At 56.9% G+C, this 16076-nt stretch carries 16 protein-coding genes and 1 pseudogene; 9 read left to right on the top strand and 8 right to left on the bottom strand.

Going from position 1 to position 16076, the window contains the following annotated elements; translation table 11 throughout:
* Nucleotides 1-20: 20 nt before the first annotated feature.
* Together JEM67_RS07540 and JEM67_RS07535 are read left to right on the top strand one after the other, a co-directional pair.
* Nucleotides 21-1394: an NAD-dependent succinate-semialdehyde dehydrogenase gene (locus JEM67_RS07540; protein ID WP_199635438.1), complete on the top strand. Its 1374-nt coding sequence runs from the start codon at nucleotides 21-23 to the stop codon at nucleotides 1392-1394.
* A 343-nt stretch (nucleotides 1395-1737) separates the two neighbouring features.
* Nucleotides 1738-2589: a DMT family transporter gene (locus tag JEM67_RS07535; RefSeq protein WP_199635439.1), complete on the top strand. Its 852-nt coding sequence runs from the start codon at nucleotides 1738-1740 to the stop codon at nucleotides 2587-2589.
* A 55-nt stretch (nucleotides 2590-2644) separates the two neighbouring features.
* On the opposite strand, the gene JEM67_RS07530 is transcribed toward JEM67_RS07535, so the two are convergent.
* Nucleotides 2645-3235 (bottom strand): Yip1 family protein, encoded by a 591-nt coding sequence (locus JEM67_RS07530; protein ID WP_062870008.1) that lies wholly within the window; start codon nucleotides 3233-3235, stop codon nucleotides 2645-2647.
* 272 nt (nucleotides 3236-3507) lie between these two features.
* Here JEM67_RS07530 and JEM67_RS07525 point away from each other — a divergent pair.
* The 4 genes and pseudogenes from JEM67_RS07525 (at nucleotide 3508) to JEM67_RS07510 (ending at nucleotide 7129) form a co-directional block, all read left to right on the top strand.
* A pseudogene (locus JEM67_RS07525) lies at nucleotides 3508-4039 on the top strand (GNAT family N-acetyltransferase).
* Nucleotides 4040-4142: 103 nt separating this feature from the next.
* Nucleotides 4143-4979: a DUF1460 domain-containing protein gene (locus tag JEM67_RS07520; protein WP_199635440.1), complete on the top strand. Its 837-nt coding sequence runs from the start codon at nucleotides 4143-4145 to the stop codon at nucleotides 4977-4979.
* Nucleotides 4980-5157: 178 nt separating this feature from the next.
* Nucleotides 5158-5970, top strand: coding sequence for a MetQ/NlpA family lipoprotein (locus tag JEM67_RS07515; RefSeq protein ID WP_013811999.1), 813 nt, complete (start codon nucleotides 5158-5160; stop codon nucleotides 5968-5970).
* Between the two features lie 133 nt (nucleotides 5971-6103).
* Nucleotides 6104-7129, top strand: coding sequence for a MerR family transcriptional regulator (locus tag JEM67_RS07510; RefSeq protein ID WP_199635441.1), 1026 nt, complete (start codon nucleotides 6104-6106; stop codon nucleotides 7127-7129).
* Here JEM67_RS07510 and JEM67_RS07505 read toward each other — a convergent pair.
* On the bottom strand, nucleotides 7126-8004 hold the full coding sequence (locus tag JEM67_RS07505; protein ID WP_199635442.1) for a LysR family transcriptional regulator: 879 nt from the start codon (nucleotides 8002-8004) through the stop codon (nucleotides 7126-7128). The genes JEM67_RS07510 and JEM67_RS07505 overlap by 4 nt on opposite strands.
* Nucleotides 8005-8103: 99 nt before the next feature.
* Between JEM67_RS07505 and JEM67_RS07500 the strand changes: the two genes are divergently transcribed.
* Nucleotides 8104-9030, top strand: coding sequence for a DMT family transporter (locus JEM67_RS07500; protein WP_199635443.1), 927 nt, complete (start codon nucleotides 8104-8106; stop codon nucleotides 9028-9030).
* Between the two features lie 103 nt (nucleotides 9031-9133).
* Nucleotides 9134-9670 (top strand): GNAT family N-acetyltransferase, encoded by a 537-nt coding sequence (locus JEM67_RS07495; protein ID WP_199635444.1) that lies wholly within the window; start codon nucleotides 9134-9136, stop codon nucleotides 9668-9670.
* A gap of 36 nt (nucleotides 9671-9706) precedes the next feature.
* Here the strand turns inward: JEM67_RS07495 and JEM67_RS07490 are convergent, their stop codons facing one another.
* The 4 genes from JEM67_RS07490 to JEM67_RS07475 all read right to left on the bottom strand — a co-directional run bounded on the left by JEM67_RS07490 (nucleotide 9707) and on the right by JEM67_RS07475 (nucleotide 13276).
* Nucleotides 9707-10630, bottom strand: a complete 924-nt coding sequence (locus JEM67_RS07490; RefSeq protein WP_199635445.1) for a DUF808 domain-containing protein — start codon at nucleotides 10628-10630, stop codon at nucleotides 9707-9709.
* 125 nt (nucleotides 10631-10755) lie between these two features.
* Complete coding sequence (locus JEM67_RS07485; RefSeq protein ID WP_199635446.1) at nucleotides 10756-11673, bottom strand: AEC family transporter; 918 nt, start codon at nucleotides 11671-11673, stop codon at nucleotides 10756-10758.
* Between the two features lie 12 nt (nucleotides 11674-11685).
* A complete protein-coding gene (locus tag JEM67_RS07480; protein ID WP_199635447.1) occupies nucleotides 11686-12690 on the bottom strand; it encodes a TauD/TfdA family dioxygenase in 1005 nt (334 codons plus the stop codon).
* Between the two features lie 187 nt (nucleotides 12691-12877).
* Nucleotides 12878-13276, bottom strand: a complete 399-nt coding sequence (locus JEM67_RS07475) for a VOC family protein (RefSeq protein ID WP_199635448.1) — start codon at nucleotides 13274-13276, stop codon at nucleotides 12878-12880.
* 79 nt (nucleotides 13277-13355) lie between these two features.
* Here JEM67_RS07475 and JEM67_RS07470 point away from each other — a divergent pair, with 79 nt between their 5' ends.
* Entirely contained in the window at nucleotides 13356-13811 is a 456-nt protein-coding gene (locus JEM67_RS07470) for a GNAT family N-acetyltransferase (RefSeq protein ID WP_199635449.1), read from the top strand.
* Nucleotides 13812-13845: 34 nt separating this feature from the next.
* Here JEM67_RS07470 and pbpG read toward each other — a convergent pair whose 3' ends face one another.
* Both pbpG and JEM67_RS07460 read right to left on the bottom strand, forming a co-directional pair.
* Entirely contained in the window at nucleotides 13846-14775 is a 930-nt protein-coding gene (gene pbpG / locus JEM67_RS07465; protein ID WP_062869998.1) for a D-alanyl-D-alanine endopeptidase, read from the bottom strand.
* A 162-nt stretch (nucleotides 14776-14937) separates the two neighbouring features.
* Nucleotides 14938-16041, bottom strand: a complete 1104-nt coding sequence (locus JEM67_RS07460; protein WP_199635450.1) for an adenosylhomocysteinase — start codon at nucleotides 16039-16041, stop codon at nucleotides 14938-14940.
* Nucleotides 16042-16076: the final 35 nt, after the last annotated feature.

The following is a 16076-nucleotide window of genomic DNA, read 5'->3' as shown; positions in this document are numbered from 1 at the left end:
CGCGACGAGAGGAACTCTTCATGCCATACCAAACGGTAAACCCTTTTAACAACCAACTGATCAAAGAGTACCAACCGCACACCGACCAGCAGGTCGAACAAGCGCTGGCAAAGGCTGACGCGCTGTATCACTCCGGCTGGGCCAAGGGCGATATCGACCAGCGGCTGCCGGTGCTGCACAAGCTGGCGGACCTGATGGAGAGCCGGGTTGAGGAACTGGCGACAATTGCCAGCCAGGAGATGGGCAAGCTGATCGCGCAAAGCCGCGGCGAAGTGAAGCTCTGTGCCCAGATCGCCCGCTACTATGCCGATAACGCCAAAAAATTTCTCGCGCCGGTGCGCTATGAATCCAGCTTGGGCGAAGCCTGGGTAGAGCATCATCCGATCGGCGTACTGATGGCAGTGGAGCCGTGGAACTTCCCGTTCTACCAGTTGATGCGCGTGCTGGCGCCCAATCTGGCCGCCGGCAATCCGGTGCTGGTGAAGCATGCCAGCATCGTGCCGCACTGCGCACAGGCCTTTGAACAATGGGTCGCCGAGGCCGGTGCGCCGCAAGGTGCCTACACCAACCTGTTTATTTCGCAACAACAGGTGGCGAATGTCATCGCCGACGATCGGGTGCAGGGCGTGGCGCTGACCGGCTCGGAAAAGGCCGGTAGCATAGTGGCCGCACAGGCCGCGAAGGCACTGAAAAAATCTACGCTGGAGCTGGGCGGCAACGACGTATTCGTGGTGCTGGACGACAGCGATATCGCCAGAGCCGCCAAGATCGGCGCGCAGGCGCGGCTGAGCAATGCCGGCCAGGTGTGCACCGCAGCCAAACGTTTTATCGTACAAGAAAAAGTGGCGGAACCCTTCCTGCAAGCCTTTACCGAGCATTTCCGCGCGGTGAAAATCGGCGATCCGCTGGATGAAACCACCACGCTGGGGCCGCTGTCTTCCCGCGAAGCGCTGGAGGGGCTGGTTAAACAGGTCGACGCCGCGGTGCAAAACGGCGCCAAACTACACTACGGCGGCAAGCCGATACCGCATGACGGCAATTTCTTCGAGCCGACGATCCTGACCCACATCAACCGTGACAACCCGGCGTATTTCGAAGAGTTCTTCGGCCCGGTGGCGCAGATCTATGTGGTGAAGGATGACGACGAGATCGTCAAACTGGCCAATGACTCTCACTACGGCCTCGGTGGCGCTATTTTCAGCACGGATATCGAGCGCGCCAAAAAGCTGGCTTCACGCATCGAGACCGGCATGGTGTATATCAACTCGTTGACCGATACCGCACCCGAGCTGCCTTTTGGCGGCGTGAAGCGTTCCGGCTTCGGCCGTGAACTGTCGGATCTGGGGATCAAAGAGTTTGTGAACCAGAAACTGGTGGTGGTCAGCAAAAGCTAAACCGCCCCCCTCAGCGGGAGGCGTTAAGTTTATGTTGCGCCTCCCGCCAAACTTCATTATCTTTGATGCCGTAATCACTCCCTGCTTTCAGGAATATCAATGGCTCAGTTTGCGCACATCACAGACCCAACGAACACGCCGCTTCCGGCCGTCGTTCAGCTGTGCGCATCTTCCGCCCCTCCAGCCGTTTTCTCTGTCGTCACTGCGGTTGCCGCTTACCCGCCACGCTCTGTGGTTGTGCGCTAAGCCAAACCGAATTTTACCTCCAGCTTTCTTTATTTGCGCTCAGGCGTAGACCGCCGCGCGCGCTGGAACTTGCCATTTTCACGACAGGTGAAACCGAATGCGATTTATCACTCAATGGGCCAATGCCGGCCTGGCTACTCTGTTCGTCCTGCTTTGGAGCAGCGGCGCAATTTTCTCCCGCTTGGGGCTGGAGCATGCCTCCGCCTTCGCCTTCCTTTTCTTCCGCTGCGCCATCGCTCTGGCGCTGCTGCTGGCGATCGGCCTGTGGCAACGGCAATGCCTGCCCGCCCGCGGCACCCGCTGGCGCGTGGCGTTGATCGGGCTGCTGATGATCGGCAGTTACCAGATTAGCTATCTGCTGGCGCTGGAACAGGGCATCACGCCCGGCGTGCTGGCGACGCTGCTCGGCGTACAGCCGATACTGACCCAGTTCATTACCGAACGCCGCAGTTCCGGGCTGCGCAGCCTCGGCCTGTTGCTGGCGATGGCCGGGCTGACGCTGGTGGTGTATCAAAGCCTGGCGATCGCCCACTTCTCCCTGCCCGGCATGCTGTGCGCCTTTATCGCGCTGAGCTGCATGACCGCCGGCACGCTGCTGCAAAAAGGCATGAGTCAGCCACCGCTGGCGGTGTTGCCGCTGCAGTACGCCGTCGGGTTGCTGATGTGCGCACTGGTGTTACCGTTCGAGCCGCTGCGGGTCGAGTGGAGCATGGCGCTTATCGTGCCGCTGCTGTGGATGGCGGTGGTGATTTCAGTGCTGGCCACCTTCTTGCTGTACCGGTTGATCCAACGCGGCAATCTGGTGCAGGTCACCAGCCTGTTTTACCTGATCCCGGCGGTCACCGCTCTGCTGGACTTCCTGTTGCTCGGCCATGCGCTGGCGGCAATGAGCATGTTGGGCATGGCGGCCATCGTACTTGGCGTAATGCTGGTGTTCCGTAAGCCGTAAAAAGCAAAAGCCCCTCATGCCGGGTGGCATGGGGGGCAATATCAAAATATCTTTTTCAGAATAACCAGGAACCATACCCCCACAGCAGTACCGTTACCCCGAGCAGAAACTCGAGCAGCAAGATGCCGATGGCAAAGGTAGAGCTGGAGAAGATAAAGCCTTCTTTACTGTCGATATTCAGGAAGTGGGGAATGCCCAGATTCAGCAGATAGCCCGAATAGCACAGGCCAATCACGCCGACAAACAGACAGAGCCACACGACGGGGTATAGCGCCACTATGCCGCTCAGGAACATCGGGGTGGCGACATAGCCGGCAAACACCATGCAACGGTGCAAACTCGGGCGAGCTTCATAACGCCGCGCCATCCAGTGGATCACTTTACCCATGATAGCCACACCCGCCAGCATCAGCAGATAGAAAGCCACTGCGGTATAAAGCGCGGTAAACATATCGAGCCGGATCGCATGGCCTTCGCCGGAGAGCCAGCCCAACTGGGTGGTGCCGATAAAGGCGCAGACCACAGGGATCGCCGCCAGCAGCAGCACATGGTGGGTGTAAAGGTGCGAGACGCTTTCGTTCTCGCTTTTAATGTGTTCGAACTCGGTGCTTGGATGCGCCAGAAGTCCCCAAACATGATTAACCATGAGACACCTCCTCCATCGCCGTAGGTCGCGATCGGCGAACGAATTTACCCCTCTGACGGATTGTTGACCGTGCGAGGATTGCGGCCACGGGGCTCTCTCCCCTGTACTTATTATAGTCTTTCGCTGAAAAAACGTTCGGAAAACGCAGACGCAGCGGCAGTTTTTTGTTTTATAATCCTCCGATTGAGCAAAGCCGTGAGGAATGCCATGTCATCTGCTATCACTCTTCGTCAGGTCGGCAATCCGGCACGCCTGCTGAGAGAGCTGGACTCATGAGCCAGGCTATCCATATCGCCCCCGTCGCCCAGTTGCCCGACGGCTATCTGGAAAGCTGCGATTTCAGCTTCCCGGTCGCCCACTATGCCCAACCGGTTTTCGATGCCCCGGTCGACAGTTGGCCGCTGCGGCCGGTCACGCCGTTTCGCAAGAACTATCCGCTGGCCCCCTTCATCAATGAGGAAAGCGAAACCTTTCTGGCACGCCACCGAGGGGAAGCCGTCGGCCACATCACGCTGAGCAAAAACTGGAACGGTTATGCGCTGATTGAAGAAATTGTCGTCAGCGCCCATGTGCGCCGCTTGGGCGTTGCCACCGCGCTGCTGGATGCCGCACGCCACTGGGCGCAGCAGCAGGAAACCCCGGGGTTGATGCTGGAAACGCAAAATCGCCTGCCGCTGTTATCAGCGCTTCGGTTTTATTCTCGGCGGTATCGATCACCTGTTGTATCGCGCTCAGCCGGATATTGCCGACCATGAAATCGCGTTATTTTGGTATCTGCCGTTTAATAACGAGATCGGTTACTGATTATTGGCCAGCGTTTAGGCTATGTTTATTTATTAACCACCCGCCCCATGGTGAGAACTGTTATCATTTATATGATCACGGACTGAAACCATTGGAGGGTTACATGTACAAGGTTGTTCCATTGATGTTAGTTATAGCGATGAGTGGATGCGCAGATAAAAATCATCGGCCGCCAATTGATGAGCCCGGTGCGGCAGTCACGCCCCCTGCGGTAGCGCCCATAAACCTGGACAGCGAGACGTTAAGCAAGCTCAACGACATTCTCGCCCAGCACGCTACCTGGCCGGCCGGGCAGGCCAACGGCCAAACTATCAATCTGATCTCTCAGCAATTTCTGGGTACGCCTTACGTTGCCAACATGCTGATAGGCTCTCAGGACACGCCGGAAAAGCTGGTGATCGACTTCCGCGGCCTGGATTGCTTTACCTATATCGACTACGTTGATGCACTGAGTAAATCGCACAACCAGGCTGAATTCGTTCAACGCCTGATCCAGACCCGCTACGCCCATAGCGACATCAGCTTCCCGCAGCGCAAACATTTCTTCACCGACTGGGCGCAGGTCGCCAAAACAAACGTGACCGACATTACCGCTCAACTCAGCCCGCACGCGGTGACGCAGGTGAAAAATCTGAACCAAAAGGCCGACGGCGGCAACTATCTACCCGGCCTGAAAAATGTTCGGCGCAGCATCACTTATGTGCCCAGCGATTTTATTGACGATAAGGTGCTGGCCCAGTTGCGCACCGGCGATTACATCGGTATCTACACCAATCTTGCCGGGCTGGACGTCACTCACACCGGCATCTTTGTCATGACCGAAAACGGCCCGATGTTGCGCAATGCCTCTTCGCGCAAGGAAAACATGAAGGTAGTGGACTCGCCCTTTATGGACTATGTGATCAACACGCCAGGCATCGTCGTGCTGCGCGCCAAATAACCGCTCTTCCAGACCCTATGGCTTTCAGGGTGCAATCTGAAAGCCAGGGTCTCTATACAACTCCCTGTTATTACCTATAACCCTTTGTGCTGAGCAAGCGTTTGACTTCCCCGCAGGTTCAGGCTTAGCTAACAGCACAAAACCAACTGATTTTACTGTTTTTTTCAGGGAGAACACGATGTTAAAGACCTGGCGTTTTACCGCCGTGATGGCGGCGTTTGCCGCCACGCTGGCACTGCAAGGTTGCGATAAGCCGGTAGACCAGAACCTTATCAAGGTCGGGGTGATCAACGGCGCAGAGCAGGACGTGGCGGAAGTCGCCAAACAGGTAGCGAAAGAGAAATACGGCCTTGAGGTTGAACTGGTCGGTTTCAGCGGCTCTCTGCTGCCGAACGACGCCACCGATAAAGGTGAGCTGGATGCCAACGTGTTCCAGCACCGGCCGTTCCTCGAGCAGCAAAATAAAGATCACGGCTACAAACTGGTGGCGGTAGGCAATACCTTCGTGTTCCCGATGGCCGGCTATTCGAAAAAAATCAAATCGCTGAAAGAGCTGCAGGACGGCGCCGTTATCGCGATTCCGTTGGATCCGACCAACCTCGGCCGCGCGCTGCTGCTGCTGGAGAAAACCGGCCTGATTACCCTGAAACCGGGCAAAGGGCTGCTGCCAACGTCGCTGGATATCAGCGCCAACCCGCATAACTACAAGATTATGGAGCTGGAAGGCGCACAATTGCCGCAGGTACTGGATGACCCTAAAGTCACAGTAGCTATCATCAGCACCACCTACATCAACCAGACCGGGCTGACGCCAACCAAAGACGGCATCTTTATCGAAGACAAAGATTCGCCGTACACCAACATCATCGTGACGCGTGAAGACAACAAAGACGCGCTGAACGTGCAAAACTTCATCAAGGCCTACGAGTCGGATGAAGTGGCCAAAGCCGCCGAGAAAATTTTTAACGGCGGCGCGGTAAAAGGCTGGTAAGCCAGCGGTTCGTCTCTTTGCGGGTGCTATTTTCGGCACCCGCCACTTTCCTGAAAATATCCCCTTCCGCGCTATTGACCCTCACGTCGCGTCAGGCTTTAGTATTCCTGCACGCACTTGGGAGGAGCACGCCATGTTATTAAAAGTGGGCGAACTGGCCCGCCGTTCCGGCATCACCGTCAGGACGCTGCATTATTACGACAGCATTGGTTTGCTGATCCCTTCTGCGCGTTCCGACGCCGGCTACCGTTTATACAACCGGGCTGACATCACCCGCTTGCACCATATTCAGGCGTTGCGCCGAATGGGGGTCCAGCTTGCGGAGGTCGGGGCACTTCTGACACGTTCCGGGGTAACGTTAACCACGGTGATTGAACAGCAGATAGCCATGCTGGACCGGCAGTTGGCGCAGACCGTAGCGCTACGCGATCATTTGCAGCATATGCATGCCCAACTCACCGTCGGGGACGAACCGGAACTGAACGACTGGCTGACTACGTTGGAGTTAATGACCATGTACGACAAATATTTTACCGCCGACGAACTGGCGCAACTGCCCTTCTATCAGGCCGATCAGGCGCGCAATCAGGAATGGGGCGAGCTGGTGAGCGGCATGCGCCAGTTGATCGACAGTGGCGTCGAAGCGCAAGCGCCGCAGGCGCAGGCCCTGGCGCGGCGTTGGATGCAGATGCTGGAACGCGATACCGCGCTTAATCCGGCGTTTCTTACCCGGCTTAACGCCATGCATGCCGATGAGCCCTCAATGCGCGAACAGACCGGCATCACCCCGGCTGTGACCGATTATGTCACCCGGGCCTTTGCCGAAACCAAGTTGTCGATCTACCAAAAATACCTGTCGGCGGAAGAATACGCCTACGTGCGCCAACACTACTTTACCCGTTTGCACGAATGGCCGGCGCTGATCGCCCAGTTCCATCAGGCGCTAAGAGACGGCGTGCCGCCGGATTCCGTCCAGGCGAAACAACTGGCGGCTAAATGGCTAGAGCTGTTCCAATCCTATGCCGGCACTGACCCGGCCACCCAGATGAAAATTCGCCAGGCGATGGAACAAGAGCCGACGCTGACGGAAGGCACCTGGTTGACCCCGGCGCTGCTGAGCTATTTGCAACAGGCAGTGGCGCACCTGATGCGCGGCTAGGTAAGGTTATCCACCAGCCGGGTGATCCCCGCTACACCCGCGTAGCATTCCAGTAAAAACGCCGTCACGGCGGCGATGCCCGGTGCATGACGAATGTCGTCATGCACCGTTAGCCAGATTTCGCGCCGCAGCCCAAGCGGCGGCGCCAGGCGTTCAAGCCCCAGTTCCTGCGCGACAAAATGCGGCAGCAGCGCAATGCCCGCGCCGGCCGCAGCGGCGGCAGCCTGAATCATCAGGTCGTTGCTGCGCATCACCAGCGGCCGGGGCCCGGCCTGCTCCAGCAACCATTTTTGCTGCGCCGAAGCGGCCCGTTCATCGTGATAGCCGATAAACCCCCGCGCCGTCTCCGGCGTGGCCCGCAGATACTCGGCGTTGGCGTACAGCCCGAACTCGACGGTGCCAATTTTTCTCGCCACCAGCTCGCTTTCAGTGACGCGGCTGAGCCGAATGGCAATATCCGCCTCACCGCGCAGCAGCGATACGTTGGTAGTATCGGCCAGCAAAACCAGTCGCAAATCCGGATAACGGCGCTGCAACTCGGCAATACGCGGGGCAATCAGCTTCAGCCCCATCACCGGCGGCACGCTCAACGTAACCTCACCCGCGATGCCCTGTCGCCCACTGAGGGCGGCGCGGCTAACGGCGAAGGCGTTGAGCGTCATGCTGTCCCCTTGCGCCGCGATGCGTTGCCCGTCGGCGGTGAGCAGGTAGCTGCGCGGGCGGCGATCCACCAGTTTTAACGCCAGCGATGCTTCCAGGCTGGCGATACGCCGGGCAACAGTGGCGTGGTCTACCTGCAAACTGCGGGCGGCGCCTGACAGCGACTTCTCGCGTGCAAACACCATGAAGTAATGCAAATCTTCCCAATTGAACATGGGTATTTTCTCACACCCCAAGTGAACATATAGGGGATTTTACCGCAACAATCCGTGGCGCAAACTGTTTTTGTTTATTCCACACCACAGGAAATCACCATGAAAACTTCGCTGCCGCTGGCCTATCTGGGGGTGATTATCGCCACCTTCTTCTGGGGCACAAACTTCAATGCCGGCGCCTATATCATCGCCCATCAGCCACCGATCACCGCGTCGATTGAGCGCTTCAGCCTGGCGACGCTGGCGCTGTTGCTGCTCTTCGGTCTGCGCGGACAGTTACGCTTCAGTACGCTGAGGAACAACTGGCCGGCCTACCTTGGGCTGGGCGTGCTCGGCTTTACGCTGTTTAACCTGTGCACCTTTTTCGGCCTGCAGTCCACCACGCCGATCAACGGTGCGCTGATCCTCGCTACCACGCCGCTGTGGACGCTGCTGTTCGGGGTATTTTGGGAGCATGAAAAACTGAGTGGGTCACGCGGCGCCGGCCTGTTGGCGGGTTTTATCGGCGTAACGCTGGTGATCACCAAAGGGAGCCTGCAAACGCTGTTGCGGTTGGAAATCAACCCCGGCGACGGCATTATCCTGCTCGGCAGTCTGGCCTGGGCGCTGAATATGGTCGGTACCCGGCGACTGGTGCATAACGCCACCGCCATCGAAACCACCAGCTATTCGATGCTGTTCGGCACGCTGGCCCTGCTGCCGCTGGGGTTTATCTTCGAAAACCCACTCCAAAGTCTGGCTTCGGCCAGCCTCAGCGTGCATGCGGCGGTGGTTTATCTGGCGCTGTGCGGATCGCTGCTGGCCTATCTGCTGTGGTTCAACGGGCTGGAAAAAATCGGCTCGATGCGCACCGCCATTTTCTTCAATCTGGCACCGGTGTTTACCATGCTGGTGGCCACCCTCACCGGTACCGCCCCCAACGTTTGGCAATTAGTCGGGGCGGTCTGGGTTATCCTCGGCGTGCTGCTGGCCTCTGGCGCAGTAAAACGCCTGCTGCCACGGCACCGGGCAGCCAGGCAGCTATAGGTTTTTTTTATCACCGGCATAAAAAAGCCCAATTTACCTTGGCGGCGAACGGGGAGCATAATGCGCTTATCTTCTGATTTCTCAAGGTAAAAAAAGAACGCTTATGTCCCTTTCCGCCCCGTTGATCATCACCGACGCCACGCCGGATGACCTGGCCGCCGTACAACAGATCTACGCCTACCACGTGCTTTACGGCGCGGCATCCTTTGAAGAAACGCCGCCCACATGTGAAGAAATGCAGCAGCGGTGCAGCAAGGTACAGGAAGCCGGGCTCCCCTGGCTGGTCGCCAAACGGGAAGATCGCGTGGTGGGCTACTGTTACGCCACGCCCTATCGGCCACGCCCGGCCTACCGGTTTACCGTAGAAGACTCGGTGTATATCGCCGAAGGCCTGCAGGGTAATGGCATCGGCAAAGCGCTGCTGGCCGAACTGATCGCCCGTTGCGAGCGCGGCCCCTGGCGGCAGATGTTGGCGATCGTCGGCAATGCGCAAGAGAATCAAGGTTCGCTGGCTTTGCATCAGAAACTGGGCTTTACCAGCGTGGGCACGCTGAAGGCGGTGGGATTCAAACTGGGTGAATGGCGCGACACGCATATCATGCAACGCGCACTGGGTGAAGGCGACGGCAGCCGGCCGTAACGGCAGCTACGGGGGCGTAAAACGCCCCCGGGGTTATCAGGCGGTAAAGCGGCCGCGAATGGCGCTCAGAGCCGACACCACCACCAGCACCACGCCGCCGGCAATCAGGCCGAACACCACGTTGAGCAACGCGGGGATCGCCCCCTGCAGAATATGGCCGAAGGTCGGTACTACGGTAGCGTACGACGCCCAGTCTTCGAACAAATGATGCACCGGAGGCAGACCGTGGGTCAGAATGCCGCCGCCGACCATAAACATGGCGACAGTACCGACGATCGACAGGGTTTTCATCAGGTAAGGTGCGGCACTGACAATGCCATTGCCAATCGAGCGCGCCAGCGCGCTGGTTTTTCGGCTCAGGTACAACCCCAGATCGTCGAGCTTGACGATGCCGGCCACGATACCGTAAACGCCGATCGTCATCACAATAGCGATGCCGCTCAACACAATCACTTGCTGGCTAAAGCTCGCGCCGGCCACCGTGCCAAGGGTGATGGCGATAATCTCGGCGGACAGCACGAAATCGGTGCGGATCGCCCCTTTCACTTTGCGCTGCTCATAAGCCGCCACGTCTTCATTGGCATTGGCGTCCAGTTCTTCTTTTTTCTCCTCCCCTTGCTTGCCGTGAGTCAGGCTGTGGAACACTTTTTCAAAGCCTTCGTAACACAGGTAAGCGCCGCCCACCATCAGCAGCGGCGTGATCGCCCAGGGTGCGAATGCGCTGATCAGCAACGCCAGCGGCACCAGAATCAGTTTGTTGATAAACGAACCTTTGGCCACGCCCCACACCACCGGCAGTTCGCGATCGGCCTTTACCCCGCTAACCTGTTGCGCATTCAGCGCCAGATCGTCACCCAGCACCCCGGCGGTCTTCTTCGCCGCCATTTTTGTCATCAGCGAGACGTCGTCCAGCAGCGAAGCGATGTCGTCGAGTAAAGTCAGTAAGCTACTTCCGGCCAAAATGGTCATCCTTATCAAATTTCATTGAACCCTGCCCGTTTAGCATAGCGGTAAACGGGCCTGAATGGGTATCGGATGATGGCGGAAAATACCGGGAGCAGAACCAACCGCTCCCGGCCTGCGGGTTAAATCGCCACGCTTCCCAGAATGAAAGTGACGGTCATGACTGACAACAGCGTGGTCCAGGTAATGATGGACGCCATCGCTTCATGATCGCCCCCCATCTGCCGCGCCAAAATATAGGCATTACCGGCGCAAGGAACAGCGGAATAGAGGATAGCTATGCTAGCCGGCACGCCTGTGGCACCAAAATACTTCACCAGCGCAATGGTGATCAGTGGCATCGCCACCAGTTTGAGCAGCGTCGCATAGGAGATGGAAACCATTTTGCGAATATGCATGCTGACAATCAGCCCCGCGCCGACCGACATCAGGCTCAGCGGTGTAGCGGCGTTGGCCAGATACTGGAACAACTGTTTGATAGCACCGGTGATATGCAGGTTAAGCAAGTTCATCAGGACACCCAACAAGGCACCGATAATCAAGGGGTTTTTGGTCAGTGCCAATACCGCGCCGCTCAGGCTTTTCTTGCTGCCGGTACCGTAGTGATTCATCACCAGCACGCTCAGGATATTGGTCAGAATAATCATGTAGGCCACGAAAAAACCGGACAGCGCTACGCCTTCACTGCCGAACAGCGACTGAGACAACGCGATAAACACATAAGAGTTATACCTGACTCCTCCCTGAAAAATTGAGGTAAAGAGGTCGGGTGAAGTATCAACAAAGAACTTTACCGCAAAGATAATCAAGGCAATGACCAGGGTCGATATGATAGTCGCCATAACGGGATAAAAACTGTCCGCGCCGCTAAAGTTCGCCTCACTAATATCTAGAATCAATAATGCCGGAAAGAAAAGGTAATAAACAAACTTATCTGAAAAACCCCAAAAAACGGCGACATCCTTGACATATATCTTGGAGAGAAAGCCAAATACAATCAATAGAAAAATAGGTAAAATAGAAAGAAAAACGTTTAACATACACAATCGCCTTTAAATCGAAAAAATGCGGTCTTCAACCTGATTAAGATTACGGTGGTTCCACAAACTGGCTGAAACGAAAACTCGCTGTACCCAGCGCAGTGGCGTATCATTCTCATCATAAGAAGGTGAGAATTTATCACGCGAGTGCAAAGCAAATCGATTATCGATATAAACCAAATCGCCAGGGCAGATATCTATTCCGATCGCATTTTCTTTAATCAGGCCATAAAAACGCTCCAGCGCAGCCTCCGCTCGCGACGTGCTGGCAAAGATCATTCCCGGATAGAAGACGGCGCTGACATCCGGCAGAATATGGTTTTGCGAAATCAACGGCACCAGTGCGGTTTCCTCCCTGCCGCCCTGCGTGGACTGGCGCCAGCGGTAAGGCAGCTTGATGCTGTACAGCGGGCTGGCCAGCGTCGCCACATCTTCCTGACTCAGTTGGGCGATCGCCAACCGTGAATCGGAAATGCGTGTCATCGGGCTTTGCGGATCACGCCGCACTCCCGCTAACAGCAGGCCCATCGGGGACACGTTAAACTGCTCAAGATGTTTTAGTGCCGCGTTTTCAATATGAAAATCCAATTCAACATCAAACCCCAGTCCGGTATATTCTTTTTTCGCCTCCCGTTTCGGGATCAAGTTATTGATAATCTCCTTTCCTTCAAAATACATGGAGTAAGGCTCACCGATAAGAGTAGATATACCTACCAACAGGTTTTCACTGATATTTCCTGATTTTGCCGATGGTGTATATTCATTCGGGCAAGGTGAGAAAAAAACCTCTTTATCTATTGGTGCATTTCTTAGAATAAAATAGGGTCTGGGTTTGATAGAAGCTTTTTGTTTTCCTAACGCAGCACTCACGCGATGAGGTAAATGCTGCATCATTGCCGATCGGATAGCGTGAATATAAGCATCGCCACCGGCAGGATCGTAAGTTATTTTATCCAATGCCAAAAATAATTCGTTTTTTTCCTGATCCGTCAATGGGAAGACGTTCTGATAGTCCATTTTGCTTGTTCCTTGAAAACAGCCATATCATTAGAGTATCTAATGATACGGCGCGGATGTTAACATTCTGCAAGCAAAATCATAAAGATTTATTAACCAATAATCGTGATCCTAATCACTGGGCACAGAAACCGCCATTAATTCATTTAAAACAGCCGGTTAAAAATGCATCAAACCTCATGTATTCCTATCCCGCGATGGGCACGTTCAACTGCCAGGAGAGGCCAAAGCGATCGTTCAGCCAGCCGAAACGCGCGCTGGAGCCGTAGTCGTCGAGCGGCATCAGCACTTCACCGCCATCCGCCAGGCGGGCGAATACCCGTTCCAACTCGGCTTCGGTCGCCAAATTAACGTGGAGAGATACCGCCGGGGTAAAGCTGAAATCATGGCTGACCGGGCTGTCGCTAAACACCAGATGCTGTCGGTCAAAGTCTATCGAAGCCTGTTTGATTCGCCGTTGCCCGTCGGGCGTCTCGTCGTAATGCAGCAACTGCTGAACCTTAAAACTGCCGAACAGCCCGCTGTAAAGATCGATAGCCTGCTGGGCGTTGCCCTGAAACATGATAAAGGTTGCAACCTGGCTCATAGGAATCCTCTCTCGCATACGATAGGGTATTTAGTGATCATAGCGGATGGAGCAACCGACGCTGCCAAAAGGAGGAAAGATGGCAATCACCTATCGCCTGGCACAGACAAACGATCTGGCTGGCCTTCAGGCGCTGTATCAGGAATTGCGCCCACAGGATCCCCCGCTGCGCCCGGATGCCGCCCAGCGCACTTTACAGCGTTTGCTGGACAACCCGGCAATTCGCCTGGTGGTTACCGCCGACGGTGAACAGCCGATCGCGACCTGCATGCTGGCGATGGTGCCGGGGTTGGTTCATCAGGCTCAGCCGTTCGGTATCATTGAACACGTGGTCACGGCACCGCCGTACCGCGGGCAAGGCATTGCCCTGGCGATGCTGGAATACACCTTGCAACTGGCGTGGCGTAAAGGGTGCTACAAAGTGATGCTGCTTTCCGGTCAGCAGCGCACCGGGGCACACCAATTGTATCTGCGCGCCGGGTTCGACGGCGATCGGGAAAGGGGTTTTGTCATCAGGCGCCCTGAGGGCCGATAGCGGCCTGCGGTGGAAACCGCAGGCCAGACCGGGATTATTCGGTTTCGTTCTTCGCCAGACGGGCGTCTTTTTGGCGGCGATAGTCGCGGGCAGCGGCCGGGATCGGCGTTACCTTGCCGGTTTCGATCCAGGTGCGCAGGCGGTTGGCGTCAGCAAAATGCGTGTACTTGCCGAACGCGTCCAGCACCACCAGCGATACCGAGCGGCTGCCGATCATGGTGCGCATCGCCAGGCAATGCCCCGCTTCGTTAGTGAAGCCGGTTTTGGTCAGCTGAATGTTCCATTTCGGGTTGTACACCAAATGGTTGGTGTTGCGGAACGGCAGCGTGTAGTTAGGATCCTTGAAGCTCGCCATGCGCTCGGTGGTGGTGCTGAGCTGGCCAATCAGCGGATATTGCTTGGTGGCGATCAGCAGCTTGGTCAGGTCACGCGCGGTCGAAACGTTATGAATCGACAGCCCGGTCGGCTCCACATAACGGGTATTGGTCATACCCAGCGATCTCGCCTTGGCGTTCATCGCCTTGATAAAGGCACCGTAACCGCCCGGATAGTGGTGCGCCAGGCTGGCGGCGGCGCGGTTTTCCGACGACATCAGCGCCAGCAGCAGCATGTCTTTACGCGTAATTTCACTGTTCAGGCGTACGCGGGAATAAACGCCTTTCATTTCTGGCGTCTGGTGAATGTCTACCGACAGCATTTCATCCAGCGGCAGATGGGCGTCCAGCGTCACCATGGCGGTCATCAGCTTGGTGATGGAGGCGATCGGCACCACTTCATCCGGATTGCGCGCATACATCACTTTGTGGGTCTGCATATCCACCACCATCGCACTGCCGGAAGCCAGTTCAGGCTGGGCGGCATGGGCGGCGGCGTTATTTTCGCTGGCCAGCGCGCGCGGCGCGATGCCTGCTCCCGCCTGCAAAGCGAGCAGGGTTAGTACCAAAACACGTATTTTCACATGCATTACTCTGTCACTGGAGAAGAGGAAGGTCTTATTTGGCAGAATTATATGTGAGGGATCTCAAGTTGGCACTGGGATTATGCGCCCCCATTTGTGACAAATTCTGTCGGACAGAATATTGCGCAAACCGCGAGCGCTCTGGGGTGAGCGCTCGCGATGGGAAAGTTACAGTGCCGGTTGCCACGCAGACTGCGGCAACAGATACAAACCGGGAGCCTGGCGGGCGCCGTCGCCGACGATATGGCCGATGCCCGCCGCCATCACCGCCAGCGTCACATCGAAGGCGTTCAGGCTGTCGCCGTAGCCCGCCGTCAGGTTGAACATCGACCCGTTGGCCAACAAATAGATCTTTTTATCACCCAGTTGGTAGGCGTTCACAAACGGCATAGGCTCGCTGTGCGGCAGGTTCTTCAGGAAGCCGACGTCAATTTCGGCCGCCACGTGGCCGACGTTGAGAATAAACACCCCGTCCTTCACCTGTTGCAAATGCTGCGCCGACAGCACATTTTTCGCCCCGGTCGCCGTGGCGATCACGTCCACCTGGGTAACCGCAGTGGCCAGATCGACCACAGCCCAGCCGTCGTACCGCGCCTGCAATGCACGCGCCGGATCGATTTCCGCCACGATAACCTGCCCGCCGTAGGCTTTCGCCGCCGCCGCAACGCCCTGCCCAACCAGGCCATAGCCAATCACCAGCACGCATTTTTCATGCAGCGTCAGATGCGTGGTCTGGAAGAAGGTATGCCAGGCGGTCAAGCCAACCATATGGCGGTTATGCAGCCCTTCTTTCACCGGCAGATCGTCCCAATTGAAGATCGGGTAGCGCGGCGCCATGCCGTTCAATCGGCTAATGCCGGAACCGGTCGCTTCCAGGCCGGCGACAATCTGCGGGCCTGCGGCCGACTGGTGCAGGCGGGTCGTCAGATCCGCGCCCATTTCGCACAGATGGGTCGGTTCCCAGGCCAACGCGCGATCGAAGGATGCCGACCAGTCCGCATCGCTCATGTCACGCCAGGCGTGAGCCTGCGCGCCGCGACGCTCCAGCCAGGCGACCACGTCATCCTGTACCGTGGTCGGGTTGCAGGTGGTCAGGTAAACCGCCGCGCCCTTGTCCAGCAGGCCCGCCACCAGCGGCGCCATTTTCAGATCCAGGTGCATGTTGCACGCCAACCGCACGCCGTTCAAATCCGGCAGCGCCGCAACCGCCGCGCGGGTGCGCGGCATATGGCGCATCGCCCAATCCAACTCGCTCTCAAAATCCTGATACATCTGTCGCTCCTTTTACTGCGCCACGCCCCAGGGGC

Source organism: Serratia sp. PAMC26656 (assembly GCF_016469055.2).
In the GTDB taxonomy this organism is placed as follows: Bacteria; Pseudomonadota; Gammaproteobacteria; order Enterobacterales; family Enterobacteriaceae; genus Serratia; species Serratia plymuthica.
Note: the sequence above shows the minus strand (reverse complement) of the source record. Positions and strands in the feature narration are given on the sequence as shown.